Source organism: Streptomyces sp. WAC06614, from assembly GCF_003949795.1.
Lineage (GTDB): Bacteria > Actinomycetota > Actinomycetes > Streptomycetales > Streptomycetaceae > Streptomyces.
The window spans coordinates 13774-37661 of sequence record NZ_RPRY01000013.1; the positions used below are offsets into that span (position 1 = coordinate 13774).

At 72.6% G+C, this 23888-nt stretch carries 24 protein-coding genes; 13 read left to right on the plus strand and 11 right to left on the minus strand.

The genetic code is table 11. The annotated features are described in order from the left end of the window. Window positions 1-401 precede the first annotated feature (401 nt). From tilS to EF918_RS03385, 5 genes are all read left to right on the plus strand, one after another. The gene (gene tilS / locus EF918_RS03365) at window positions 402-1445 is read left to right on the plus strand and encodes a tRNA lysidine(34) synthetase TilS (RefSeq protein ID WP_125640333.1); all 1044 of its coding nucleotides are present in this window, start codon (window positions 402-404) and stop codon (window positions 1443-1445) included. Between the two features lie 67 nt (window positions 1446-1512). Next, complete coding sequence (gene hpt, locus EF918_RS03370) at window positions 1513-2073, plus strand: hypoxanthine phosphoribosyltransferase (protein WP_125640336.1); 561 nt, start codon at window positions 1513-1515, stop codon at window positions 2071-2073. A 205-nt stretch (window positions 2074-2278) separates the two neighbouring features. Continuing rightward, window positions 2279-4309, plus strand: coding sequence for an ATP-dependent zinc metalloprotease FtsH (gene ftsH, locus EF918_RS03375; RefSeq protein WP_125640339.1), 2031 nt, complete (start codon window positions 2279-2281; stop codon window positions 4307-4309). A 104-nt stretch (window positions 4310-4413) separates the two neighbouring features. Further along, complete coding sequence (folE, locus tag EF918_RS03380; RefSeq protein ID WP_125640342.1) at window positions 4414-5019, plus strand: GTP cyclohydrolase I FolE; 606 nt, start codon at window positions 4414-4416, stop codon at window positions 5017-5019. Beyond that, window positions 5019-5444, plus strand: a complete 426-nt coding sequence (locus tag EF918_RS03385; protein WP_125640345.1) for a hypothetical protein — start codon at window positions 5019-5021, stop codon at window positions 5442-5444. Before folE ends, EF918_RS03385 begins: the two co-directional genes overlap by 1 nt. A gap of 7 nt (window positions 5445-5451) precedes the next feature. On the opposite strand, the gene EF918_RS03390 is transcribed toward EF918_RS03385, so the two are convergent. The 6 genes from EF918_RS03390 to EF918_RS03415 form a co-directional block, all read right to left on the minus strand. Continuing rightward, window positions 5452-5943, minus strand: coding sequence for a DUF3180 domain-containing protein (locus EF918_RS03390; protein ID WP_125640348.1), 492 nt, complete (start codon window positions 5941-5943; stop codon window positions 5452-5454). Between the two features lie 48 nt (window positions 5944-5991). Continuing rightward, window positions 5992-6591 (minus strand): 2-amino-4-hydroxy-6-hydroxymethyldihydropteridine diphosphokinase, encoded by a 600-nt coding sequence (folK, locus tag EF918_RS03395; RefSeq protein ID WP_125640351.1) that lies wholly within the window; start codon window positions 6589-6591, stop codon window positions 5992-5994. Next, window positions 6588-6947, minus strand: coding sequence for a dihydroneopterin aldolase (gene folB / locus EF918_RS03400; RefSeq protein WP_125640354.1), 360 nt, complete (start codon window positions 6945-6947; stop codon window positions 6588-6590). Before folB ends, folK begins: the two co-directional genes overlap by 4 nt. 141 nt (window positions 6948-7088) lie before the next feature. Further along, on the minus strand, window positions 7089-7529 hold the full coding sequence (locus EF918_RS03405; protein ID WP_125640357.1) for a nuclear transport factor 2 family protein: 441 nt from the start codon (window positions 7527-7529) through the stop codon (window positions 7089-7091). Between the two features lie 19 nt (window positions 7530-7548). Beyond that, window positions 7549-8421 carry a dihydropteroate synthase gene (gene folP, locus EF918_RS03410; protein WP_185921580.1) on the minus strand — a complete coding sequence of 291 codons (873 nt, stop codon included), beginning with the start codon at window positions 8419-8421 and terminating at the stop codon, window positions 7549-7551. Between the two features lie 135 nt (window positions 8422-8556). Next, on the minus strand, window positions 8557-10413 hold the full coding sequence (locus EF918_RS03415) for a phosphatidylglycerol lysyltransferase domain-containing protein (protein ID WP_125640360.1): 1857 nt from the start codon (window positions 10411-10413) through the stop codon (window positions 8557-8559). A gap of 149 nt (window positions 10414-10562) precedes the next feature. Between EF918_RS03415 and EF918_RS03420 the strand changes: the two genes are divergently transcribed. After that, window positions 10563-11672, plus strand: a complete 1110-nt coding sequence (locus tag EF918_RS03420; RefSeq protein ID WP_125640363.1) for an esterase family protein — start codon at window positions 10563-10565, stop codon at window positions 11670-11672. A 93-nt stretch (window positions 11673-11765) separates the two neighbouring features. Here EF918_RS03420 and EF918_RS03425 read toward each other — a convergent pair whose 3' ends face one another. Further along, the gene (locus EF918_RS03425; protein WP_125640366.1) at window positions 11766-12737 is read right to left on the minus strand and encodes an ABC transporter ATP-binding protein; all 972 of its coding nucleotides are present in this window, start codon (window positions 12735-12737) and stop codon (window positions 11766-11768) included. Between the two features lie 128 nt (window positions 12738-12865). Here EF918_RS03425 and EF918_RS03430 point away from each other — a divergent pair, with 128 nt between their 5' ends. The 4 genes from EF918_RS03430 (at window position 12866) to EF918_RS03445 (ending at window position 16488) form a co-directional block, all read left to right on the plus strand. Further along, complete coding sequence (locus tag EF918_RS03430; RefSeq protein WP_125640369.1) at window positions 12866-13546, plus strand: ABC transporter permease; 681 nt, start codon at window positions 12866-12868, stop codon at window positions 13544-13546. A gap of 3 nt (window positions 13547-13549) precedes the next feature. Beyond that, window positions 13550-14242, plus strand: coding sequence for an ABC transporter permease (locus EF918_RS03435; protein ID WP_125640372.1), 693 nt, complete (start codon window positions 13550-13552; stop codon window positions 14240-14242). Beyond that, a complete protein-coding gene (locus tag EF918_RS03440; RefSeq protein ID WP_125640375.1) occupies window positions 14239-15228 on the plus strand; it encodes an ABC transporter substrate-binding protein in 990 nt (329 codons plus the stop codon). Before EF918_RS03435 ends, EF918_RS03440 begins: the two co-directional genes overlap by 4 nt. Window positions 15229-15366: 138 nt before the next feature. Next, entirely contained in the window at window positions 15367-16488 is a 1122-nt protein-coding gene (locus EF918_RS03445; RefSeq protein ID WP_125640378.1) for a hypothetical protein, read from the plus strand. A 70-nt stretch (window positions 16489-16558) separates the two neighbouring features. Here the strand turns inward: EF918_RS03445 and EF918_RS03450 are convergent, their stop codons facing one another. Continuing rightward, on the minus strand, window positions 16559-17458 hold the full coding sequence (locus tag EF918_RS03450) for an arylamine N-acetyltransferase (protein ID WP_125640381.1): 900 nt from the start codon (window positions 17456-17458) through the stop codon (window positions 16559-16561). A gap of 56 nt (window positions 17459-17514) precedes the next feature. Beyond that, window positions 17515-18657, minus strand: coding sequence for an NADH-quinone oxidoreductase subunit D (locus EF918_RS03455; protein ID WP_125640384.1), 1143 nt, complete (start codon window positions 18655-18657; stop codon window positions 17515-17517). 31 nt (window positions 18658-18688) lie between these two features. On the opposite strand from EF918_RS03455, the gene EF918_RS03460 reads away from it, so the two are divergent. Together EF918_RS03460 and EF918_RS03465 are read left to right on the plus strand one after the other, a co-directional pair. Then, window positions 18689-19192 (plus strand): PH domain-containing protein, encoded by a 504-nt coding sequence (locus EF918_RS03460; RefSeq protein WP_125640387.1) that lies wholly within the window; start codon window positions 18689-18691, stop codon window positions 19190-19192. A gap of 83 nt (window positions 19193-19275) precedes the next feature. Continuing rightward, entirely contained in the window at window positions 19276-20610 is a 1335-nt protein-coding gene (locus EF918_RS03465) for a PH domain-containing protein (protein WP_260609734.1), read from the plus strand. A 59-nt stretch (window positions 20611-20669) separates the two neighbouring features. Here the strand turns inward: EF918_RS03465 and EF918_RS03470 are convergent, their stop codons facing one another. Further along, the gene (locus EF918_RS03470) at window positions 20670-21347 is read right to left on the minus strand and encodes a response regulator transcription factor (protein ID WP_125640390.1); all 678 of its coding nucleotides are present in this window, start codon (window positions 21345-21347) and stop codon (window positions 20670-20672) included. Between the two features lie 14 nt (window positions 21348-21361). Beyond that, a complete protein-coding gene (locus tag EF918_RS03475) occupies window positions 21362-22561 on the minus strand; it encodes a sensor histidine kinase (RefSeq protein ID WP_125640393.1) in 1200 nt (399 codons plus the stop codon). A gap of 194 nt (window positions 22562-22755) precedes the next feature. Here EF918_RS03475 and EF918_RS03480 point away from each other — a divergent pair, with 194 nt between their 5' ends. Beyond that, complete coding sequence (locus EF918_RS03480; RefSeq protein ID WP_125640440.1) at window positions 22756-23745, plus strand: SAM-dependent methyltransferase; 990 nt, start codon at window positions 22756-22758, stop codon at window positions 23743-23745. Window positions 23746-23888 lie beyond the last annotated feature (143 nt).

Consider the following 23888-nt stretch of genomic DNA (forward strand, 5'->3'; position numbering starts at 1 on the left):
GGTGACCGGCCTCGGCGGGTGACGGGCGGAGTGCGGCCGCGGAGGGAGTGACCCCCCGGGTGCGCGGTCGTACGCGCCGGTGGTGCGCCGGCGGCGGTCGGCCCGCCTCACCGTCACCGTCCGTGGCCGGGAGGCGTACCGTCGGCCCGCGGTCGTACGGGTCGCACGGGGCGGCGGATCGACCCCACGGGGGTGACACGGGGGGCGTAAACATGTCCCACTGGGGGAAGCAGCATCACCCGTCCGAGGGACCGTGGGCCGTCGAAGGGCGTGCGATGCTCGGGGAACGGCTCGGTTCTGTCACCATCGACGCACTCTGAGTGACATTCCCGGCTCCCGGGACTCCGAGCCGCACCTCCCCCGAGCGCCATCCATCCCAACTCCAGCGAAGGGCACCGGACATGGGTCCCCATCCTGCGGTCGCAGCGATACGCCTGGCGGTCCGCCGCGTACTTCACGACATCCTCACCAGCCACACCGACCACGTCAGCCCCGGCGGCCGCGCCAGCGGCGGGCAGCGGCACGCGCCGCTCGTCCTCGTCGCCTGCTCCGGTGGCGCCGACTCGATGGCGCTCGCCTCCGCCCTGGCCTTCGAGGCGCCCAAGCTCGGCGTCCGGGCCGGCGGCATCACCGTCGACCACGGGCTCCAGGTCGGCTCCGACCTGCGCGCCGCCGAGGTGGTCTCCCGCATGACCGCTCTCCGCCTGGACCCGGTGGAGTCCGTCGCCGTGCGCGTCGGCCGCGACGGCGGCCCCGAGGCCGCTGCCCGCGACGCCCGCTACGCCGCCCTGGACGAGGCCGCCGAGCGGCTCGGCGCGGCCGCGGTGCTGCTCGGCCACACCCGGGACGACCAGGCTGAAACCGTCCTGCTGGGCCTCGCCCGCGGCTCCGGCATCCGGTCCCTGTCCGGCATGGCCGAGATCTCCGGCGGCCCGGGCCGCACCGGCCGCTACCGCCGCCCCTTCCTCCACATCGACCGGCAGACCGCCCGCAAGGCCTGCATGGTCCAGTCCCTCCCCGTCTGGGACGACCCGCACAACGCCGACCCCGCGTACACCCGCTCCCGGCTGCGCCACGAGGGACTGCCCGCCCTGGAGAAGGCGCTCGGCAAGGGGGTCGTCGAGGCGCTCGCCCGCACCGCCCAGCTCTCCCGGGACGACGCCGACGCGCTCGACGCCTGGGCGGCCGAGGCCGACGTCTCCGTCCGCGACGAGCTGGGCCAGCTGGAGTGCGCCAAGCTCTACGCCCTGCCCCCCGCCGTGCGGCGCCGTGTGCTGCGCAGGGCCGTGGTCGCCGCCGGTTCCCCCGCCGGCTCGCTGTTCGCCCGGCACATCGAGGAAGTCGACCGGCTCATCACCGGATGGCGCGGTCAGGGCGCCATCAATCTGCCCGGCCGGGTCGAGGCCCAGCGCCAGGGTGGCAGACTTGTCATCCGGCAGGGCTGAAGGTGCTGAAACACGGCTGAGCCTGGCGGGGCACCGCCCCCGGCGGGCCCGGCCGACAACGAAAGTGATGCGGGTGGACGAGAAGGACATGGGCGCCGACCTCAAGTCGGTGCTCATCACCAAGGAAGAGATCGACGCGAAGCTGGCCGAGCTGGCCGCGAAGATCGACGCGGAGTACGCGGGCAAGGACCTGCTCATCGTCGGTGTCCTCAAGGGCGCCGTGATGGTGATGGCGGACCTGGCGCGCGCCTTGTCCACCCCGCTGACCATGGACTGGATGGCGGTGTCCTCCTACGGCGCCGGGACCCAGTCCTCGGGCGTCGTGCGGATCCTCAAGGACCTGGACACCGACATCAAGGACAAGCACGTCCTGATCGTCGAGGACATCATCGACTCCGGTCTGACGCTGTCCTGGCTGCTGTCGAACCTGGGCTCCCGCCAGCCGGCCTCCCTGCAGGTCGTCACGCTGCTGCGCAAGCCCGAGGCGGCCAAGGTCGCGATCGACGTCAAGTGGGTCGGCTTCGACATCCCCAACGAATTCGTCGTGGGCTACGGCCTCGACTACGCGGAGAAGTACCGCAACCTGCCGTTCGTCGGGACGCTCGCCCCGCACGTCTACGGCGGCTGAGCCGCGCGCACGAGGCCCCAGGGAGGTCCGGCCCGGTCCGGGGAACCCTGGGGCCTTTCCCGCCGTTGGAGGATCGAAGGCGGGTCTGTCAGCCGTCCCACCGGGCAGCGGGTGACAATACAGGGGTACATTCCGAAGAACAGTCTTTATTCACAGCAGCATTTACCTACGGGCAGGAGGGACGGGGCGTCACCGCCCCGTATGGATGGACGTGAAGCGATACTTCCGTGGGCCAGTCGTGTGGATCGTGCTGGCCGTCCTCGCCGTGGTCGTGTTGATGAATGTCGTCGGCTCCGGCGGCGGCTACAAGTCGGTGGACACCAGCGAGGTCATCAAGGCGATCAACACCGACAAGGTGGCGTCGGCCAGCCTGACCACCGGTGATTCCCAGCTGATCAAGATCGAGCTGAAGGACGGCCAGAAGCTCGACGGCCAGAGCGGCACCAAGTTCCAGGCCAACTACATCGGCGACCAGGGCGTCGCGCTCGCCGCGAAGCTCCAGGAGAAGTACGACGCGGGCCAGGTCACCAAGGGCTACAAGGTCTCGCCCGACAAGACCAGCCCGTTCCTGAGCGTGCTGCTCTCCCTGCTGCCCTTCGTCCTGATCGTCCTGGTCTTCCTGTTCCTGATGAACCAGATGCAGGGCGGCGGCTCCCGGGTGATGAACTTCGGGAAGTCCAAGGCCAAGCTGATCACCAAGGACACCCCGAAGACCACGTTCGCCGACGTGGCGGGCTCGGACGAGGCCGTCGAGGAGCTCCAGGAGATCAAGGAGTTCCTCCAGGAGCCGGCCAAGTTCCAGGCCGTCGGCGCGAAGATCCCCAAGGGCGTGCTGCTGTACGGCCCGCCCGGCACCGGCAAGACCCTGCTCGCGCGCGCCGTCGCGGGCGAGGCGGGCGTGCCGTTCTACTCGATCTCCGGTTCCGACTTCGTCGAGATGTTCGTCGGTGTCGGTGCCTCCCGGGTCCGTGACCTGTTTGAGCAGGCCAAGGCCAACGCGCCGGCGATCGTCTTCGTCGACGAGATCGACGCGGTCGGCCGCCACCGTGGCGCCGGCCTCGGCGGTGGTCACGACGAGCGCGAGCAGACCCTGAACCAGCTCCTCGTCGAGATGGACGGCTTCGACGTGAAGGGCGGCGTGATCCTCATCGCCGCCACGAACCGCCCCGACATCCTCGACCCGGCCCTCCTGCGCCCCGGCCGCTTCGACCGCCAGATCGCGGTCGACCGCCCGGACATGCAGGGCCGGCTGGAGATCCTCAAGGTCCACCAGAAGGGCAAGCCGGTCGCCCCGGACGTCGACCTGTCGGCCGTCGCCCGCCGCACCCCCGGCTTCACCGGCGCCGACCTGTCGAACGTGCTGAACGAGGCCGCGCTGCTCACGGCGCGCTCGGACCGCAAGCTCATCGACAACCAGATGCTCGACGAGGCGATCGACCGCGTGGTGGCGGGCCCGCAGAAGCGGACCCGGATCATGTCGGACAAGGAGAAGAAGATCACCGCGTACCACGAGGGCGGCCACGCCCTCGTCGCCGCGGCGTCCCCGAACTCCGACCCCGTCCACAAGATCACCATCCTGTCCCGCGGCCGGGCCCTCGGCTACACGATGGTCCTGCCGGACGAGGACAAGTACTCCACCACGCGCAACGAGATGCTCGACCAGCTCGCGTACATGCTGGGCGGCCGCGCGGCCGAGGAGCTGGTCTTCCACGACCCGACCACGGGCGCCGCGAACGACATCGAGAAGGCCACCGCCACGGCCCGTGCGATGGTCACCCAGTACGGCATGACCGAGCGCCTGGGCGCGATCAAGTTCGGCGGGGACAACACCGAGCCGTTCCTGGGCCGCGAGATGGCGCACCAGCGCGACTACTCGGAAGAGGTCGCGGCGCTGGTCGACGAAGAGGTCAAGAAGCTCATCGAGACCGCGCACAACGAGGCCTGGGAGATCCTCGTCGAGAACCGTGACGTCCTCGACAACCTGGTCCTCGCGCTGCTGGAGAAGGAGACGCTGGGCAAGGAGGAGATCGCCGAGATCTTCTCGACGATCACCAAGCGCCCGGCCCGCCCGGCGTGGACCGGCTCGGCCCGCCGCACCCCGTCCACGCGTCCGCCGGTGCTCTCGCCCAAGGAGCTCCAGCTGACGAACTCGGCCAACGGCGCGTCGGCGACGTCGGCGCCGGTCAGCACCGAGAAGGGCATCGAGGTCGGCCCGGAGGACGGCGCCGGCCTCTGACGAGGCCCCTGCTCCTGTCCGGAATGGATGCCGCGCCCCCCAGGTTCTAGCCTGGGGGGCGCGGCACTTTCAGCTGCGGCTGAGGAAGAAGGAACGAGGCACACATGACCGACCCGGTGACCCTGGACGGCGAGAACACCGTCGGCGAGTTCGACGAGAAGCGCGCCGAGGCGGCCGTCCGCGAACTGCTCATTGCGGTCGGCGAGGACCCGGACCGCGAGGGACTCCAGGAGACGCCGGCCCGGGTGGCGCGGGCGTACCGGGAGATATTCGCCGGGCTGTGGCAGAAGCCCGAAGAGGTGCTGACCACGACGTTCGACCTGGGCCACGACGAGATGGTCCTGGTCAAGGACATCGAGGTCATGAGCAGCTGTGAACATCATCTGGTCCCGTTCCACGGCGTGGCCCACGTGGGCTACATCCCCTCGACCTCCGGCAAGATCACCGGCCTGTCGAAGCTGGCCCGCCTGGTCGACGTCTACGCCCGCCGCCCGCAGGTGCAGGAACGACTCACCACCCAGATCGCCGACTCCCTGATGGAGATCCTGGAGCCGCGCGGCGTGATCGTGGTCGTGGAGTGCGAGCACATGTGCATGACCATGCGCGGCGTCCGCAAGCCGGGCGCGAAGACCATCACCTCGGCCGTCCGCGGCCAGCTCCGCGACAGTGCCACCCGCAACGAGGCCATGAGCCTGATCATGGCCCGCTAGTGCCCCGGCCTGCCGGTCCCGTCTGGGAGCCCCTGAGCGAGGAGGTCCGGCGGACCCTGGACCTTCTCCTCCCTCGCGACACCCCCGCCCACCGCGCCTACCGGGCGCAGCTGCCGCACACCGAGATGGCCGAGGGCTGTACCTGCCCGTGCGGGAGCCTCCACCTGCGCGTGGACCGTACGGCGGTCCCGCCGGCCCCGCCCCGCGGGGACAGCCCCGTGGTGGCCGCCGGCTCGGTGGCCACGGCGTCGGGGAAGGTCCTGGGAGAGGCGCTGGTCTTCGACTGGACGGACGGCTACCTGGACGAGCTGGAGTTCGCGCTGTGGGAGGCCGATGCCGTCCCCCGGCCGCTCTGGGAGTGGGTGCGGCCCTACGGTCACGCCGCGGCCCAGGACCCGCCCCGGGCCGCGCCGGCCCGGGGCTAGGCCCGCGCTAGGCGCGGGCCGGGGACTTCTCGTGGGGGTCGTTGTCTTCCGGGAGTTTGCAGATGTGTTCCAGGAAGAAGGCGGCTGCGACGACCGCGGCGCCGGCGGCCACCGAGGCGGCGGCATAGATGGCCTGGTCGCGGCGGGCCGGGACCTGGGTGAGGTCGGCCAGGAGGAGGAAGAGGCCCGTGCCGGCGTACATGCCGGCGACCAGGGCCGCCACCAGGGCGCTGGCCTGGGCGAAGACCACCGCGCGGGCCGCCATCAGCGGCTCCACGCCCTTGGCGCCCGGTCGCCGCTCCCGCTGGGCCTTCAGCCGGGAGCGCAGCGACAGGGCCGTGGCCAGGAGCACCGCCGCGATGGCCGCCAGCACGATGGGCGCGGCCAGAGGCACCCCGGGCAGGGTGCCGTACGCGTTCCACAGCTGGGCGCCCGCCCAGGACAGCACCCCGGCGATCACGAAGATGCCGACCAGGACGCCCAGCCGAAGTTGCTTCACGGAACCCGTACCCCGCTCTCGATCGATGCCGCGGCTCCAGGCTAACGACTACTCGGGCAGCTGGAGTTCCAGGTCCGGGCGGCGGGTCACGCCGGCCTGGCCGAGGGCGGTCAGCAGGGGGGCCACCGGGCCGTGGCCGGGGAGCTCGGCCGCGGGGTCCACGTCGAGCCAGGGCGCCAGGACGAAGGCGCGTTCGTGGGCGCGGGGGTGCGGGAGGGTGAGCACCGGGTCGGCGGAGACCGTGTCGGCGTAGGTGATGATGTCGACGTCGATCGTGCGGGGGCCCCAGCGCTCGTCGCGGACCCGGTCGAAGGCCTCCTCCACCGCGTGCGCCCGCTCCAGCAGCGAGGACGGCGGCAGGGTGGTCTTGATGATCACGACGGCGTTGAGGTACGAGGGCTGCGAGCCCGGCTCCACGCCCCACGGTTCGGTCTCGTAGACCGGGGAGACGGCTTTGACCCGCAGGCCCGGGGTGTCCCCGAGGGCGTCGACGGCGCCCTGGAGGGTCTCCAGCCGGTTGCCCAGGTTGGAGCCGAGGGCCACGACGGCCAGTCGCGGGTTGGACAGCGTCGAGTCGGCCGCGTCCACGGTCTCCACGACGGAGGCGGGCACGGGCTGCACGGTGGGGTCGCTCTGGCCGTGGTTCATGCGCGGCTCCGGGTGATCGTGATGGTCACGTCGTCGAACGGGACGGTGATCGGGGCGTCGGGCTTGTGGACGGTGACCTCCACCTGGGCGACGGCCTCGTGCTTGAGGCACTGCAGGGCGATCCGCTCGGCCAGGGTCTCGATCAGGTCGACCGGTTCGCCCTGGACCACGTCCACGACCTCCTCGGCCACCACGCCGTAGTGGACGGTCTTGGCCAGGTCGTCACCGGCGGCCGCGGGGCGGGTGTCGAGGTGCAGCACCAGGTCCACGATGAAGGTCTGGCCCTCCTCGCGCTCCCGGGGGAAGACGCCATGGTGGCCGCGTGCCTTCAGGCCGCGCAGCGCGATGCGATCCACGCGAATCACTCCTGCTCTCGTGCTCTCGTTGTGCGTCCGGCTCCGGAGGATCCCCCGGCGCCATGGCTGCGCCGAGTGCGGTCGGCGTCGTCCACCTTCGAATCTACCTGCGAGGAACGCCCGCTCCTGCCCGCAGGGGCCTCAGGAGTCGTCCTCGGCGTCCTCGTCGGACTCCGTGAGCACGGGAGATCCGTGGTGGGACCACAGGCGCCACCCCTCGGATGTGCGTCGGAACACATTCGTGGCGACGACCAGCTGCCCGACGAGCGGACCGAGGTCCTGGCCCTCCTCGGCGGGGCCCCCGCTGAGGATGTTCTCGGTGCAGGTGACGACGGCGGTGTCGCCGATCACCGTGACCTTGGTGTCGGTGAGGAAGAACTGGATGTACTCCGTGTGCGACATGATCAGCGCGTAGCTGCGGAGCACCTCGCCGCGACCGGTGAGCACCGGCCAGCCCGGGTGGACGCAGGAGATCTCGTCGTCGAGCCAGAGTGCCGACAGGGTGTCGACGTCCCCCCGCTCCATGGCCTCGTAGAAGGCCGTGTTGGTCTCTTCGACCGCCTCGGTGTCGGTACGGCTCACTGTTCCCCTTCCCTATGGATCACCGTGCTCCTTCCACGGCGCGCGCGACGCGAACCGCGTCGGCCGTGGCCCGTACCTCGTGGACCCGGACCGCCCAGGCGCCCTCGTGGGCGGCGATGGCGGACACGGCGGCGGTGGCCGCGTCGCGCTCGCGGGCGGGCGGCGGGGCGGCGGCCTCGCCGCCGGCCAGGACCCGGCCCAGGAAGCGCTTGCGGGAGGCCGCGACCAGCAGGGGGAAGCCCAGGTCGCGCAGGTCGCGCAGATGGGCGACGAGGGCCAGGTCGTGTTCGGCCATCTTGGCGAAGCCCAGGCCCGGGTCGACCAGGAGCCGCTCGGGGGCGATGCCGCCGGCGACGACGGCGTCGATCCGGGTCCGCAGCTCGGCGGTGACCTCGGCGACCACGTCGTCGTAGACGGCCAGGGCGTTCATGTTGTCGCTGAAGCCGCGCCAGTGCATGACGACGAAGGGCACCTCGGCGGCGGCGACCGCGGGGATCATGGCGGGGTCGGCGAGTCCGCCGCTGACGTCGTTGACCAGCACCGCGCCGGCGGCGACGGCCTGCTCGGCGACGGCGGCCCGCATGGTGTCGACGGAGACGGTGACGCCCTCGGAGGCCAGGCCGCGCACGACGGGGACGACCCGGCGCAGCTCCTCCTCGGCGTCGACCCGGGTGGCGCCGGGCCGGGTGGACTCGCCGCCGACGTCGACCAGGTCGGCGCCCTGCGCGACCAGGTCGAGGCCGCGCTTGACGGCGGCGGTGGTGTCGAACCAGCGGCCGCCGTCGGAGAAGGAGTCGGGGGTGACGTTGACGACGCCCATGACCGCGCAGCGGTCCCATTCCGGCAGGCCTGTGACTCGACCCCTGGCGGCGGGTCCGCGCATCGTGTTCATAGGTTCAAGGGTAGGGCTGTCGTACGAACGGCAGGGCCCCGGCCGTCCCCCGGCGGTGGCCGGGCGGGGCGGTCGGGGCCCTGTCATGCGTCTGCTGCGGCGTCGGCTCGTACGTACCGTGGCCCGGGCCGGCCGCTACGCGGCCTGCACCTCGCGCTCGGCCTGGCCGGGGACGGTGCCCACGGCGTCCTGGTGGGCGCAGTCGCGGTCCTGCTTGGGACGGCGGCGGCTCTCGAACAGCCGCGGCAGGGCGAGGGTCACGAAGCCCTCGGCCTGCATGGCGGCGAAGCCGATGCGGGGCAGGTCGCGGGTGGTGCGGAAGACGACGAAGCGGGGCTCCCAGCGGGGCTGGAACTTGGCGTTGAACTTGTAGAGCGACTCGATCTGGAACCAGCGGGAGAGGAACACCAGCAGGCTGCGCCAGGCGCGCAGGACCGGGCCGGCGCCGATCTTCTCGCCGCGGGCGAGCGCGGAGCGGAACATGGCGAAGTTCAGCGAGACCCGCTCGATGCCGAGGGCGGGGGCGGCCTGCAGGGAGGCGACGATCAGCAGCTCGTTCATGCCCGGGTCGGCGGCGCGGTCGCGGCGCATCAGCTCCAGCGACATGCCGTCCTTGCCCCAGGGGACGAAGTGCTGGATGGCCTTGAGGTCGCCGAAGGGGCTGGTGTCGCCCTCCTCGGTGCGGTGGGCGGTGGCGATCACGCAGTCGCCGTCGCCGGGGTCGCCGACGCGGCCCAGGGCCATGGAGAAGCCGCGCTCGGTGTCGGTGCCGCGCCAGGCCTCGGAGGCGCCGCGGACGGCGGTCAGCTCCTCGTCGGTCAGCTCGCTGACCCGGCGGACCTTGGTGGTGTAGCCGTTGCGCTCGATGCGCTTGACCATCTGGCGGACGTTGCGCATCGGGCGGCCCGACAGCGAGAAGTCTTTGACGTCGACGATGGCCTCGTCGCCGAGTTCCAGGGCGTCCAGGCCGGTCTCGCGGGTCCACACCTCGCCGCCGGTCTCGCTGCAGCCCATGACGGCCGGGGTCCAGGAGTGGGCCTTGGCCTCCTCCATGAAGCGCTCGATGGCGCCGGGCCAGGCCTCGACGTCGCCGATGGGGTCGCCGGAGGCGAGCATGACGCCGGAGACGACGCGGTAGGTGACGGCGGCCTTGCCGCTGGGGGAGAAGACGACGGCCTTGTCGCGGCGGAGCGCGAAGTGGCCGAGGGAGTCGCGGTGGCCGTGCTTGGCCAGCAGCTCGCGCAGCTTGGTCTCGTCCTCGGCGGTCAGCCGGGCGGCCGGGTGCTCGGGGCGGAAGGCGAGGTAGATGGTGGTGAGCGCGGTCAGCATGCCGAGGGCGCCGAGGGACCAGCCGACGATCCAGTCGGCGCGGCCGCCGTCGTAGGCGATGGGGCCCTCGATGCCGACGAGGCCGTACAGGACGTGGGCGAGCTGCTGGTAGAGACCGGGGTCGCCGACGATCTTGTGCGGGTGGGCGTTGACGATCACCAGGCCGAGGCCGATGGAGAAGGCACCCATGAGCACGAAGTTGGCCAGGGCCTTCCAGCGGCTGCGCGGGTCGGGCAGGGCCTTGAATTCACCCTGGTGGCGCAGCAGCAGCGCGAGGAGCGCGGCGGCGATGGCGACGCCGATGAAGGAGTGCCGGTACCAGAACTGCGCCACGGCGCCGATGGGCAGCAGCAGGACGGCGGCGCGCCAGGCGCGGCGCTTGCGGCGCTTGAGGCCGTGGGCCAGCAGGAGCAGCAGGACGCCCGCGCAGATGGTGACCGCGGCCGCCATGGGCCGGGTCGAGCCGGGGATGACCTCGGCGATCGCGCGGACCCTGCTGTGGTTGAACCGCGGGATGATGCCCGCGGCGATGTCCATCAGGCCGACGAGCGTGACGGCCGTACCCACCAGGCTGGGGACTCGCTCCGGTCGTGGTCCGCTGAGGATTCGGCGGACCCTGGTCGGAACCTGTCCGGACTTATCGCCATCTATCCTGCTAGACATCGCTTCCCGTTGCTCCGCGAGAGATCATGTGGCCGAAGGCCGCTACAGCCTCCGGTGTGTGCGTCCCTTAGGACGACGGCAAGGGGCGGCGGGTTCACTCTTGCTCAGGAAAAAACTCGCCCTGCCATCAGAAAGTCTGCGGAACACTCATGGGTCTCACGAGTAATACGGTCCTGATCCTGGCGATCGTGGTCGGCGTAGCGCTGTTCGCGGCCACGGTCTGGCTCTGGCCGAAGCTGTCGGGCCGCACCTGGCGCGCGGTCACGGGCCGGGTCGGGCTGCTGCTCGCGACGCAGCTGGCGCTGTTCTCGGCGATCGGGCTCGCCGCGAACAAGTCCTTCCTCTTCTACGGGTCCTGGGCCGACCTCTTCGGGCAGCAGACCGAGATGGGCAAGGTCGTCGACCACTCGATGAGCAGCAAGGACATCAAGGTCGTCGACAAGCAGCACCTGGACGTGCCGGGCGGGACCAAGCCGCAGGTCGGGGGTCAGATCCTCAAGGTGGCCATAACGGGGCAGAAGTCGAAGATAACCAGCCCCGGTTACGTCTGGCTGCCGCCGGAGTACTTCCAGCCGCAGTACAAGGACAAGAACTTTCCGGCGTCCATCGTCCTGACGGGTTACCCGGGCACCGCGGAAAACCTGATCAAAGGGCTGAATTACCCCATGACGGCCTTCAAGCAGGCCAAGTCGGGCAAAATGAAGCCGATGATCCTGGTCATGCTCCGCCCGACCGTCGCGCCCCCGCGGGACACCGAGTGCGTGGACATACCCAATGGCCCGCAGACCGAGACCTTCTTCGGCGTGGACCTGCCCCAGGCCATCACCGACACCTTCCGGGTCGGCAAGAAGCCGGAGAACATGGGCTTCATCGGCAACTCCACGGGCGGCTACTGCGCCCTGAAGATCGCCGTGCACTACCCCCGGACCTTCGGCGCGGCCGCGGGTCTCTCGGCGTACTACGAGGCCCCGGACGACCCGACCACGGGCAACCTGTTCATGGGTGACGACAAGCTGAAGAAGCGCGCCGACGTGCTGTACAGCCTGGAGCGCAAGGAGCCGGCCGGCACCTCGTTCCTGGTGACCAGCAGTGAGCAGGGCGAGCCGAACATCGGTGACACCAGGAAGTTCATCAAGGGCGTCAAGGGCCCCGACCGGGTGTCGTCGATCATCCTTCCCAGCGGCGGCCACAACTTCAACACGTGGCGCCGGGAGATCCCGCCGATGCTCGTCTGGATGAGCGGCCGGATCCACGCGTGAGCCGACGCCTGACGCCGAGAGCGTCAGGCGTCGCTCTCTTCCCGGGCCGGGTCCCGGGGCCCGGCCCGCGCCGGCCCCCGGGCCCGGCCCGGTTCAGTCCCGCCCGCCGTCCTGCTGGTGGGCCCGGCGCAGGGCCCGGTGGACGCCCTCCGGCGTCAGGGCGCCGGCCACGTCGCCCGTGGCCGGGTCGGTGACCGCGATCCGGCCGGTGTCCTCCTGGAGCAGCAGCGCGAGCGCCTGGCGCAGCGAGGCGCCCAGCTCCACCGAGGCCGCCGGCCCGGCCCCGTCCAGCGGCTGCAGGTCGGCCGCCCGCACCGGTGTCACCGCCAGCCGCTTCAGGCCCCGGTCGGCGCCCACGAACGAGGCCACGTACGGCGTGGCCGGCGCCCCGAGCACCTGCGCCGGGGTCGCGAACTGCTCGATGGTGCCCTGCCCGTAGACGGCGATCCGGTCGCCGAGCCGGACGGCCTCCTCCAGGTCGTGGGTGACCAGCAGGATCGTCTTGCGCACCGACTGCTGCAGGGCCAGGAACTCGTTCTGCAGCCGCTCGCGCACCACCGGGTCCACCGCGCCGAACGGCTCGTCCATCAGCAGCACCGGCGGATCGGCCGCGAGCGCACGGGCCACGCCGACGCGCTGGCGCTGCCCGCCCGAGAGCTGCTGCGGGTAGCGGTCGCCGTAGACGGCCGGGTCCAGGCCGACCAGCTCCAGCAGCTCGGCGGCCCGGGCGCGGGCCTTGGCCCGGGGCGTGCCGATCAGCTGCGGCACCGTCGCCGTGTTCTCCAGCACCGTCTTGTGCGGGAACAGACCCACCTGCTGGATGACGTACCCGATGTGGCGGCGCAGCTCCACGGGGTCGGCGTCGGCGATGTCCCGGCCGTCCAGCAGGATGCGGCCCTCGGTCGGCTCGATGAGCCGGTTGACCATCTTCATGGTGGTCGTCTTGCCGCAGCCCGAGGGGCCCACGAGGGTGACCAGTTCGCCCTCGGCCACCTCGAAGGACAGGTCCTCGACCGCAGTGGTCCCGTCGGCGTACCGCTTGGTCACGTGCTCGAATCGGATCATCCGCCCATCCTTGCGTACGCGCGCGGGTGAGGTGTGACAGAAGTGTTACCCCTGTGCGAAGGGAACCGGCCATCCCCGGCCCTCAGGGTTAGGGTCGAGGGGTACGTACGTTCGGGGTGAGGAGCGGCATGGCCGGGCACAGCAGTTGCCTGGTGGCGAACGACTGGTTCTGCTGGGAGTACGTCACCTCCCGCAGCCAGGAGCTGACCGACGCCACCGTCCAACATGTCTGGATCACCGCGGTCTCGGTCGTGATCGGCATCCTGGTGGCGGTGCCGCTGGCGCTGCTCGCCCGCCGCGGCCGCCGCTGGGCGGGGCCCGTGCTGGCGCTCACCACGCTGCTCTACACCGTCCCCTCGCTCGCCATGTTCTCGCTGCTGCTCCCGGTGTTCGGGCTGTCGGCGGCGGTCGTGGTGACCGGGCTGGTGCTGTACTCGCTGACCATCCTCGTGCGCAACGTGCTGGCCGGCCTGGACGCCGTACCGCAGGAGGTCAAGGAGGCGGCGCGCGGCATGGGCTACGGGCCCGCCCGGATGCTGTGGCAGGTCGAACTGCCGCTGGCGCTGCCCGCGCTGCTCGCCGGGATCCGGATCGCCACGGTCTCCACGGTGGCGCTGACCACCGTCGGCGCGATCGTCGGCAAGGGCGGTCTGGGCAACCTCATCGCCCCCGCCGTGACCAGCTCGTTCAAGGCGCAGGTGCTCACCGCGTCGGTGCTGTGCGTCCTGCTCGCCCTGGTGGCGGACATGGCCCTGCTCGGCGTGCAGCGGCTGCTCACGCCCTGGACGCGCGCGGCGAAGGGAGCCTGAGCCATGACCGGCGGAGTGCTGGGGGGAGCCTGGGACTGGCTCGCGGACGGGGCGAACTGGTCGGGCGAGAGCGGGGTGTGGCACCGGCTCGCCGAACACGCCTACGTCAGCGGGCTGGCGCTGCTCCTCGCCTGCGCGGTGGCGCTGCCGGCCGGGCTGTGGCTGGGCCACCTGGGCCGGGGCGGGGCCCTGGCGGTCAACGTCTCCAACGTGGGCCGGGCCGTCCCGGTCTTCGCGGTGCTGGCCCTGTTCATGGTCTCGCCGCTGCGCAACGCCGGCTACGCCCCGACCGTGATCGCGCTCGTGCTGTTCGCCGTCCCGCCGCTGCTCACCAACGCCTACGTCGGCCTGCGCGAGGTGGACCGCTCGGTGGTGGAGGCGGCCCGGGGCATGGGCATGTCCGGCGGCCAGCTCTTCCGGCGGGTGGAACTGCCGCTGGCCTGGCCGATGGTGATGACGGGCCTGCGGTCCGCCGCCATCCAGGTCGTCGCGACCGCGACGATCGCGGCGATGGTCGGCCAGGGCGGCCTCGGCCGGATCATCACGGCCGGCTTCACCACGTACAACACCCCGCAGGTCGTCGCGGGGGCCCTGCTGGTGGCGCTGCTCGCGCTCCTGGTCGAGGGCGCACTCGTGGCCGCGGACCGGCTGCTGTCGCCGCTGCGCCATTCCCCTTCCCGAACGGAGCATTCATGAGAACGAGTTCGACCCGTGTCCTGACCGCCGCGCTGGGTGCGCTGACGCTGGGCGTGGCGCTGACGGCCTGCGGCGGCGAGAGCCTGGAGAAGTCCAAGGAGGGCACGGGTTCCTCGGCGCCGGCCGCCGGCGGGGCCAAGGGCAAGCTGGTGATCGGCGCGGCCGGGTTCACCGAGTCCAACGTGCTGGCGGAGCTCTACGCGCAGCTGCTGCGGTCCGAGGGGTACACGACCTCGATCACCACGGTCGCCAACCGTGAGCTGTACGAGCCCGCGCTGGAGAAGGGCGAGATCGACGTCGTCCCGGAGTACGCGGCCACGCTCGCGGAGTTCCTCAACGCCAAGGTCAACGGCCCGAAGGCGCCGGCCGACGCGCCGGTCGCCTCCAGCGACGTCGCGGCGACGGTGGCGGGGCTGGAGAAGCTGGCGGGACCACTGGGGCTGAAGGTGCTGCCGACCGGGCAGGCGGTGGACCAGAACGCCTTCGCGGTGAGCCGGGAATTCGCCGAGAAGAACAAGCTGAAGACGCTTTCCGATCTTGGTGCTTCGGGGCTGAAGGTGAAGATCGCGGCCGGGGACGAATGCACCGTCCGCCCGTTCTGCGCACCGGGATTGAAGAAGGCCTACGGAATCGAAGTTTCCGGTATCGACCCCAAGGGTGTCGGTACGCCGCAGGCCAAGCAGGCGGTGAAGGACGGGGTCGACCAGCTCGTGCTGACCACCACCACCGACGCCACGCTGGAGCAGTACGGGCTGGTGCTGCTGGAGGACGACAAGAAGCTCCAGAACGCCGACAACGTGCTGCCCGTGGTCAACGCCAAGGACGCCGGAGCGCCCGAGGTCGCGGCGGCGCTGGACCGGCTGACCAAGGTCCTGACGACGGCCGACCTGGCCGACCTCAACCGCAAGGTGGACGCGGAGCGGGCGAAGCCGGCCGACGTCGCCAAGACGTATCTGGAGGCGAAGGGGTTGACCAAGAAGCAGTAAAGGGAGTTGACGGGGCGTCGATGTGCCGGTCGGCCGCCCGTCGATACCCGATCGATGGGGAAATGAGGCGTAACCGCCTGGCAACAGATTGCCGGGCGGCCGCCCCATCGGGAGCGTACGCCCTGTAAATTTCAGGCCATGCCCCGTGGACGCCACCGCAATCCTGAACCCCTGCACCGGCTGCTCACGCCGACGGCCGTCGCCGGTGTGTCCATAGCCGGCGCCGCCGTCGCCTGGCTGTTCGCGGAACCGATTCCGCTGAGGCTCCTCGTGGCGCTCACGGCCGCCGCCGGGGTCACCGGAGCCGTGGTCATGCGGTCCTGGGACCGCGCCGCCGGCCGCCGGGTGTCGGAGCTGGCCCGGGAACGCACCAAGGACGAGTGGCGCACCGAGGAACGGATCGCCGAGCTGGAGAGCGACCTGGAGGAGGCCCGGCAGCTGCGCGCCAAGCTGGACGCCAAGCTGCGGGCCAAGCGGGTCGAGCTCGCCGGGCTGCGCGGGGAGCACGCCGCGCTGCTGCGGCGCTACGCCACGGCCGAGACCGAGCGGGCCAGCGCCCTGGAGGGGCGCCGGCGGGCCATCGAGGCCTCGGCCCCGGGCGGGGCCAAGGAGCTCCCGGCGGTCTCCGAGGAGCGCACGTCCAGCGGCGCGCCCACCAGCCTGGGCTACGCCCGCGCCCACGCCGCCCTGAAGGCGCTGGCCCGCAAGGCGTCCCAGGCCGAGGCGAAGGCCGCGGCCGAGACCGCGATCGCCTCGCCGGTCCCGGTCCCCGCGACCCCGATGACCGGGAACCCGGCCCCGGCTTCGGCGGCGGCCATGGCCCCGGTCCCGGCGCGCCGCCCGGCCTCGGCGGTCGCCCCGTACGCGCCGCACCGGCAGCCGACCTCCCGCGCGGAGGGCGGCTTCGACTTCTTCGGCACCAAGGCGGCGGACCGCACCCGGGCCGCGATCGAGGCCGTCCAGGACGAGGACCTCGCCGACGTGGTCGGCGCGGAGGCCCTGGAGGCGCACAAGGCCCGGACCGCCCCGACGGGCGCGGCCCCGGCCCGGCCCGAGGCCGCGCCCGGTGCGCAGGACCGTTCCGGCGCGCGGGCCCCGGCCCGCCCCGCGGCGGAGGCGGAAGCCGAAGCGGAAGCCGAGGGGGAAGCGGAAGCGGACGGTGAGGCCGGGGAGCAGGGGGTGGCCAAGGTCATCGACCTGACGGCCCACGACGAGACCGAGCCCCTGGACGTGGCCCGCCTCCGCACGGCCATCTCCTAGCGACCGGCGCCGGCCCGACGCCGGCCCGCCCGTACGACGCCCGCCCGCGCCCCGCGCCGGCGGGCGTCCGTCATTGCGCCGGGCCGGTGGCCGTGCGCTCCCACAGCAGGGCGCGGTCCGCCGGGGTCAGACCGGCCAGGGAGCAGCCGAAGACCGTGGTGAGGGCGGCGAAGAAGGCCTCCGGGGTGGTCAGTTCGCGGGTGGTGTCCCCGGCCGCGGGCGCGGTCCGGCTCAGGGTGCGGCCCCGGAGGGCGTCGATCCCGTGGGCGTCGCGCCGGAAGACGGCCAGGGTCCGTACGAAGACGGAGTCCTCGGCGGTGGACAGCCGCCTGTGCTCCGCGGCGAAGTCGGCCATGGTGGCGGGGGCCGCGCGGAAGTTGACGGCCGGGTTGGGCCCGGCCTCGTTGAGGAAGGACCAGCCCCCCGGCCGGCCTCCCGGCCCGCCCCCGGCGCGGGGCAGCGGCTCCATGCGGTACGTGAAGGGGCCCTGCCGGTAGGTGCCGGCGCGCAGCGGCAAGGGCTCGTACGGGCCGTCACCGAGCCCGGCGTCCACGAAGTAGGCGGTGCCGCCGGCCCGGACGGTGAGGACGAGGTGGTTGCCGGTCACCTCGCGGTGGGCCAGGTCCTGGCAGACGCCGCCGATGTGCCGGGTGACCTCGTAGCCGAGGCTGCGCAGCAGGGCGGAGAAGGCCCCGTTGAGGTGGAAGCAGTAGCCGCCGCGGCCGGCGGCGATGCGGCGGGCCGACAGCTCCGGGTCGATGGCCGGCGGCCGGCCGAGCTGGATGTCGAGGTTCTCGTACGGGACCCGCTCCAGGTGCGCCCGGTGCAGCGCGAACAGCCCGGCGGCCGAGGGCCCCGCCGGCGGCCCGGTGAAGCCGAGCCGCCGCAGGTACCCGGCGACCACGGGGGCGGGCAGGCCTTCGGGCCTGCCCGCCGGGGTGTCGGCCGGTGCGGCCGGGGCCTGGGTCATGTCCGCACCCTAGGGGGTGCCGGCCCGGCGGTCGGCGCGATGCCCCCGTGCCGCGACTACTTGTCGATGTCGCCGACCACGAAGAACATCGAGCCCAGGATCGCCACCATGTCCGCGACCAGCTGGCCCGGCAGCAGTTCGGTCAGGGCCTGGATGTTGTTGAACGACGCCGAGCGCAGCTTCAGCCGGTACGGGGTCTTCTCGCCCTTGGACACCAGGTAGTAGCCGTTGATCCCGAGCGGGTTCTCGGTCCAGGCGTACGTGTGTCCCTCCGGCGCCTTCAGCACCTTCGGCAGCCGCTGGTTGACCGGCCCCGGCGGCAGCTCGGCCATCCGGTCCAGGCAGGCGTCGGCCAGGTCGAGGGCGTTGTGGGTCTGGTCGAGCAGGCACTCGAAGCGGGCCAGGCAGTCGCCCTCGGTCCGGGTGACGACCTTCAGCACGTCCTGCAGCTCGCCGTAGGCCAGGTACGGCTCGTCCCGGCGCAGGTCGAAGTCGACGCCCGAGGCCCGGGCGATCGGGCCGGAGACCCCGTACGCGTGGACGGCCTCGGCGGAGAGCACGCCGACGTCCCGGGTCCGGCCGCGGAAGATCTCGTTGCCGTGCACCAGCTTGTCGTAGACGTCCATCCGCGAACGGCACTCGGCGACGGCGGCGCGGGCCCGGACGAGCCAGCCCGCCGGGAGGTCCTCCTTGAGGCCGCCGACCCGGTTGAACATGTAGTGCATGCGGCCGCCGGAGATCTCCTCCATGACCGCCTGGAGGTCCTCCCGCTCGCGGAACGCGTGGAAGATCGGGGTGATACCGCCCAGTTCGAGCGGGTACGACCCGAGGAACATCAGGTGGTTCAGCACCCGGTTGAGCTCGGCGAGCAGGGTCCGCATCCACACGGCCCGCTCCGGCACCTCCATGCCGAGCATCCGCTCGACGGCCATGACCACGCCGAGCTCGTTGGAGAACGCCGACAGCCAGTCGTGCCGGTTGGCCAGCATGACGATCTGACGGTAGTCCCGGGCCTCGAAGAGTTTCTCCGCGCCACGGTGCATGTAGCCGACCACCGGCTCCGCGCTGGCGATGCGCTCCCCGTCCAGGACGAGGCGCAGGCGCAGCACGCCGTGCGTGGAAGGGTGCTGAGGTCCGATGTTGAGCACCATGTCGGTGCTCTCCGCCGCACCGCCGATGCCGACCGTGGTCTCCGTCATGGGCCCAGTGTCTCAGCCCTAGGCTGGGGGAATGGATACGGGGACGACGACTCCGTCGGTGGACGGGGGCGAGGAGCCGCACTGGGTGGGACTGCCCGGCGGACTGCTCACACTGCGCCGGCTGCTGCTGGTCATATGGATGACGGTGCTGGGCGGGGCGACGGCGGTCCTGACGGGCCTGCTGATCGGCCCGGCGTGGGCCCTGACGGGGCTGGTCTGGGCGGCCGTCCTGGCCTGGGGCTGGCGCCTGCTGGCCCGCAACTGGCGCTCGTGGCGCTACGCCGAACGTGCCGACGACCTGCTGATCAGCCGGGGTGTGCTGTGGCAGGAGCAGACCGTGGTGCCGTACGGGCGGATGCAGCTGGTCGAGGTGACCTCCGGGCCGCTGGAGCGGCGCTTCGCGCTGGCCTCCGTCCAGCTGCACACGGCCGCGGCCGCGTCGGACGCCCGGATCCCGGGCCTGGCCCCGGCCGAGGCCGAGCGGCTGCGGGACCGGCTGACGGCGCTGGGCGAGGCAAGGTCGGCGGGGCTGTGACGGCGAGCGGGACGGCGCCGCAACAGCCGGAGCCGGTGCGGCAGCCGGAGCCGATGCCGCAGCCCGGGCCGGAGCCGCGGCCGGTGCCGCAGCAGGAGCCCGGGCCGGAGCCCGGCCCGGCCGGGTCCGTGGACGAGCGGCGGCTGCACCCGTTCACCCCGCTGCGTCGCGCCTGGGTGCCGATCGGCGCCGGTATCGGTGTGCTCGGGCAGCAGGCCGACAAGGCGCAGGAGTGGGCCCGTGACGCGGGCGTCGGGCTGGACCTGCTGATCGTGGCCGCCGTGCTGGCCGTGGCCGCCCTGTACGGGTACCTGAGCTGGCGCTTCACCCACTACGCCGTCACCGCCACCGAGCTGCGCATCCGCACCGGCCTGCTCTTCCGGCGGACCGCGCACATCCGGCTCGACCGGCTCCAGGCCGTGGACGTCACCCGCCCGCTGCTGGCCCGGCTGGCCGGGGTGGCCAAGCTCAAGCTGGACGTGATCGGGACCGAGGACAAGGACGAGCTGGCCTTCCTCGGCGAGCGCGAGGCACGGGAGCTGCGCGCGGAACTGCTCGCGCGGGCCGCCGGCTTCGCCCCGGCGGAAGCGGTCCGCGTCGGCGAGGCGCCGGGACGGGCGCTGCTGCGGGTCCCCGGCCGCCGACTGGCGACCTCGCTGGCGCTGAGCCTGGGGGCGTGGGCGGCGCTGGTCGCCGGCGTGTCCATGGCGGCGCTGATGTGGTGGGTCAGCGACAACGTCTTCGCGGCCCTGGTCCTGCTGCTGCCCCTGCTGGGCGGGGCCTGGGCCGGCACCGGCGGCCGGTTCCTGGCCGAGTACGACTGGACGGTCGAGGAGTCGCCCGACGGGCTGCGGCTGGACCACGGGCTGCTGGACCGGGCGCACGAGACGGTGCCGCCCGGCCGGGTGCAGACCGTACGGATCGTGGAGCCGCTGCTGTGGCGGCGCCGGGACTGGGTGCGGGTGGAGCTGGCGGTGGCCGGTTCCAAGAACGACGTCCTGGTGCCGGTCGCGACCCGGCGGGAGGCGTACGCCGTGGTGGCCCGGGTGCTGCCGGGCGTGGACCTGACGGCCCTGGTGTTCGACCCGGCCCCGGCCCACGGCTCGCGCTGGGTGGTGCCGGTGTGGTGGAAGGGCTACGGCCTGGCCGTGTCCCCGGAGGTCTTCGCGGCCCGCAAGGGCCGGCTGTGCCGCCGGACGGAGATCGTCCCGCACGCGAAGGTGCAGAGCGTCCGGCTCACCCAGGGCCCGTGGGAACGCGCCCGCGGCGTGGCCGACGTCCATGTGGACACCGGCGCCAACGGCAGCGTGGCCGCCCGGCTGCGCGCCACGGACGAGGCCCGCCTCCTCCTGCACGCCCAGGCCGCCCGCTCCCGCACGGGCCGCACCCACGCCCGCCCGGACCGCTGGATGACCTGACCCGACCCCGCCCGCCGACGGGGCAGGGCCAGGGCCAGAGGCAGTAGCCGGGGGCCGTGTCAGAGGCCCGGGCCGCCGCCCGCGCGGACCATGCCCGTCTCGTAGGCCAGGACGACGACCTGGACCCGGTCACGCAGGTCCAGCTTCGTCAGGATGCGGCCCACGTGCGTCTTGACCGTGGCCTCCGACAGGACCAGCCGGGCGGCGATCTCGCCGTTCGACAGGCCCTGGGCCACCAGGAGCATGACCTCGCGCTCGCGGTCGGTGAGCCGGTCCAGCTCCTTGTGCTGCGGCTCCGCCGTGGTCGTCGGGAGCATGGGGGCGAACCGGTCCAGCAGGCGGCGGGTCGTGGACGGGGCCACCACCGCGTCGCCGCTGTGCACCGAGCGGATCGCGCCCAGCAGCTCCGCCGGCGGCACGTCCTTGAGCATGAACCCGCTGGCGCCCGCCTTCAGCCCGGAGAACGCGTACTCGTCCAGGTCGAAGGTGGTCAGGATGATCACCTTGGGGTGGCCCTCCTGGGCGCAGATGCGACGGGTGGCCTCGACCCCGTCCAGCTTCGGCATGCGCACGTCCATCAGGACCACGTCGACCTTCGTCGCGCGCAGCACCTCCAGGGCCTCCAGGCCGTCGCCGGCCTCGGCGACCACCTCCATGTCCGGCTGGGCGGCGAGCACCATCCGGAAGCCGGTGCGCAGCAGCACCTGGTCGTCTACGAGCATCACTCGGATGGACATCCGCTACCTCGACCTCATCTCTTCTTCAGCGGCAACAGCGCGCTGATCCGGAAGCCACCGCCCGGCCGTGGCCCCGCCTCCAGGGTCCCGCCGACCATACCGACCCGCTCCCGCATGCCGATCAGGCCGTGCCCGGCGCCGTCGGCGCCGCCGTCCTCGTACAACTCGTGCGCCGCGCCCCGCCCGTCGTCCTCGACCAGCAGGCCGAGCCCGTCGTCGAAGTACACCAGCCGCACGCTGGCCCGGGCCTCCGGGCCCCCGTGCTTGCGGGTGTTGGTCAGCGCCTCCTGCACGATCCGGTACGCCGTCAGCTCCACCCCGCTCGGCAGGGGCCGGGGGGCGCCCTCCACCGCGAAGTCCACGTCCAGGCCGGCCGCCCGGACCTGCTCCACGAGCACCTCGATCTGTTCGACGTCGGGCTGCGGGACGTAGTCCTCGGACTCCTCGGGCTCGCCGGTGCGCAGCACGCCCAGCAGGCGGCGCATCTCGGCGAGCGCCTGGCGCCCGGTGCCGGAGATGGTCTGGAGGGCCTCCTTGGCCTGCTCGGGGGCCACGTCCATGACGTAGGCGGCGCCGTCGGCCTGGACGACCATGACGGAGACGTTGTGCGCGACGACGTCGTGCAGTTCGCGGGCGATCCGCGCCCGCTCGGCGGCGACGGCCACCTTGGCCTGGGCCTCGCGCTCCTTCTCCAGCCGCTGGTTCCGCTCGACCAGCTGGGCGTAGTACGCCCGCCGGGTGCGCAGCGAGTCGCCCAGCACCCAGGCCAGGGCGAAGGGGACCATCATGATGACCGAGAAGAAGAAGTCGCTGGAGGGGTCGCCCTTGTCGACGCCGAAGCGCAGGGCGTACAGCGGCGCCGCCGCCAGTCCCGTGACCAGGGCGATCTGCGAGAGCCTGCGGGGGACGTCGGCCGCGGAGGCGACGGTGTAGAGGATGACCAGCATGGCGAAGTCGGCGAGGTGGATCTGCACCCCGGCGAGCAGCTGGTAGAGCCCGGAGCCCACGGCCACCCAGAACATCGGCACCGTCCACCTGCGGCGCAGCGCGACGACCAGACCGGGCGCGAGGACCGAGGGGAGGGCGAGCAGCCGCTCCGCGGCACCGGGAGCACTGTCGATCACCTGCAGCATCCCCACCCCGACGAGCATCACAGCCCAGAAGCTGTCGACGCCCGTGGGGTGTCTGCGGAGGAAGTCGTAGAGGCGCTGCACGTAACCCAGAGTAGGCAAGGGAGATAGGTGGGGGAGTCAACCACAGGGGCGATCCCTGCCAGGGGGGCGTACTCCGCAAGGTGGAGGATGAGCCTAGCCTTTGTCCGGTGGGCGTGGTGAGCGATCAGGGTGACGACGGCGAGCGGGGCGGCGTGCGGGAGCCGGGGGACCGGCCGGTGCCGTGGCGTACCGCGATGGAGACGGCCCTGTACGGGCCCGGCGGCTTCTACGTCCGCCCGGGCGGCCCGGGCCCGGCGGGGCATTTCCGCACGTCGGTGCATGCCTCCTCGCTGTTCGCGGGCGCGGTGGCGGGGCTCCTGCGCCAGGTGGACGAGGCCCTCGGCCGCCCGGCGGAGCTGGACCTGGTGGACGTCGGGGCCGGCCGCGCGGAACTGCTGACCGGGGTGCTGCGGGCGCTGCCCGCGGAGGTCGCGGAGCGGGTCCGGGCGTACGCGGTGGAGCGGGCCGCGGCTCCGGCGGACCTGGACCCGGCCGCGAGGATCCGGTGGGTGGACCGGCCGCCGGCCCGGGTACGGGGCCTGCTCTTCGCGAACGAGTGGCTCGACAACGTCCCGCTGGACCTCGCCGAGGACGGCCGCTACGTGCTCGTCGCCCGGGACGGCACGGAGGCGCCGGGCGAGCCGGTGTCCGGGCCGGACCGGGACTGGCTGGAGCGGTGGTGGCCCGGGCCGGGCCGGCGGGAGATCGGGCGGACCCGGGACGAGGCCTGGGCGGCGGCGGTCGCCTCGGTGGAGGCGGGGCTCGCGGTGGCGGTCGACTACGCCCACACCGCTGCGCGGCGGCCCCCGGGTGGGACCCTGACCGGGTTCCGGGAGGGGCGGGAGGTGGCGGCGGTGCCGGACGGGTCGTGCGACGTGACGGCGCACGTGGCGCTGGACGCGTGTGCGGCGGCCGCCGGGGGCGGGGTGCTCCTGCCGCAGCGGGAGGCGCTGCGCGCGCTGGGCGTCTCCGGGACGCGCCCGCCCCTGGCCCTGGCCTCCGCCGATCCGACGGCGTACGTCCGTGCCCTGGCGGCGGCCGGCGAAGCGGCCGAACTCACCGCCTCCCCCGGCCTGGGCGACTTCCTGTGGCTCCTCCACCCCCGCGGGGTGCCGCTCCCACCACCGCTGGCGGATGCGGCCCCCTCCCCGTCCCCGGCGAGGAGACCGCACCTCTGGGCATAGGCCTCGGTCTGGAGCAGACCGTTCACGACCATCGGGGTCCACGCCCTCATGCTGCGGGCGCCGGACTCGAAGACAAGGAACGTGGTCGGTCCCCCGCTCCCCACGGGACGTCGCGCGGGGAGCGGGGGACCGAGGGCCGGCTG

Bases quoted from the DNA above. Each gene is read 5' to 3' on its own strand.
- EF918_RS03460 (WP_125640387.1), top strand. From the start codon at position 18,689: ATGGATACGGGGACGACGACTCCGTCGGTGGACGGGGGCGAGGAGCCG.
- EF918_RS03455 (WP_125640384.1), bottom strand. From the start codon at position 18,657: ATGACGGAGACCACGGTCGGCATCGGCGGTGCGGCGGAGAGCACCGAC.
- EF918_RS03415 (WP_125640360.1), bottom strand. From the start codon at position 10,413: ATGTCTAGCAGGATAGATGGCGATAAGTCCGGACAGGTTCCGACCAGG.
- hpt (WP_125640336.1), top strand. From the start codon at position 1,513: ATGCGGGTGGACGAGAAGGACATGGGCGCCGACCTCAAGTCGGTGCTC.
- folK (WP_125640351.1), bottom strand. From the start codon at position 6,591: ATGAACCACGGCCAGAGCGACCCCACCGTGCAGCCCGTGCCCGCCTCC.
- tilS (WP_125640333.1), top strand. From the start codon at position 402: ATGGGTCCCCATCCTGCGGTCGCAGCGATACGCCTGGCGGTCCGCCGC.
- folP (WP_185921580.1), bottom strand. From the start codon at position 8,421: ATGAACACGATGCGCGGACCCGCCGCCAGGGGTCGAGTCACAGGCCTG.
- EF918_RS03480 (WP_125640440.1), top strand. From the start codon at position 22,756: ATGGAGACGGCCCTGTACGGGCCCGGCGGCTTCTACGTCCGCCCGGGC.
- EF918_RS03430 (WP_125640369.1), top strand. From the start codon at position 12,866: ATGGCCGGGCACAGCAGTTGCCTGGTGGCGAACGACTGGTTCTGCTGG.
- ftsH (WP_125640339.1), top strand. From the start codon at position 2,279: ATGGACGTGAAGCGATACTTCCGTGGGCCAGTCGTGTGGATCGTGCTG.
- EF918_RS03445 (WP_125640378.1), top strand. From the start codon at position 15,367: ATGCCCCGTGGACGCCACCGCAATCCTGAACCCCTGCACCGGCTGCTC.
- EF918_RS03435 (WP_125640372.1), top strand. From the start codon at position 13,550: ATGACCGGCGGAGTGCTGGGGGGAGCCTGGGACTGGCTCGCGGACGGG.
- EF918_RS03440 (WP_125640375.1), top strand. From the start codon at position 14,239: ATGAGAACGAGTTCGACCCGTGTCCTGACCGCCGCGCTGGGTGCGCTG.
- EF918_RS03425 (WP_125640366.1), bottom strand. From the start codon at position 12,737: ATGATCCGATTCGAGCACGTGACCAAGCGGTACGCCGACGGGACCACT.
- EF918_RS03450 (WP_125640381.1), bottom strand. From the start codon at position 17,458: ATGACCCAGGCCCCGGCCGCACCGGCCGACACCCCGGCGGGCAGGCCC.
- folE (WP_125640342.1), top strand. From the start codon at position 4,414: ATGACCGACCCGGTGACCCTGGACGGCGAGAACACCGTCGGCGAGTTC.
- EF918_RS03420 (WP_125640363.1), top strand. From the start codon at position 10,563: ATGGGTCTCACGAGTAATACGGTCCTGATCCTGGCGATCGTGGTCGGC.
- EF918_RS03470 (WP_125640390.1), bottom strand. From the start codon at position 21,347: ATGTCCATCCGAGTGATGCTCGTAGACGACCAGGTGCTGCTGCGCACC.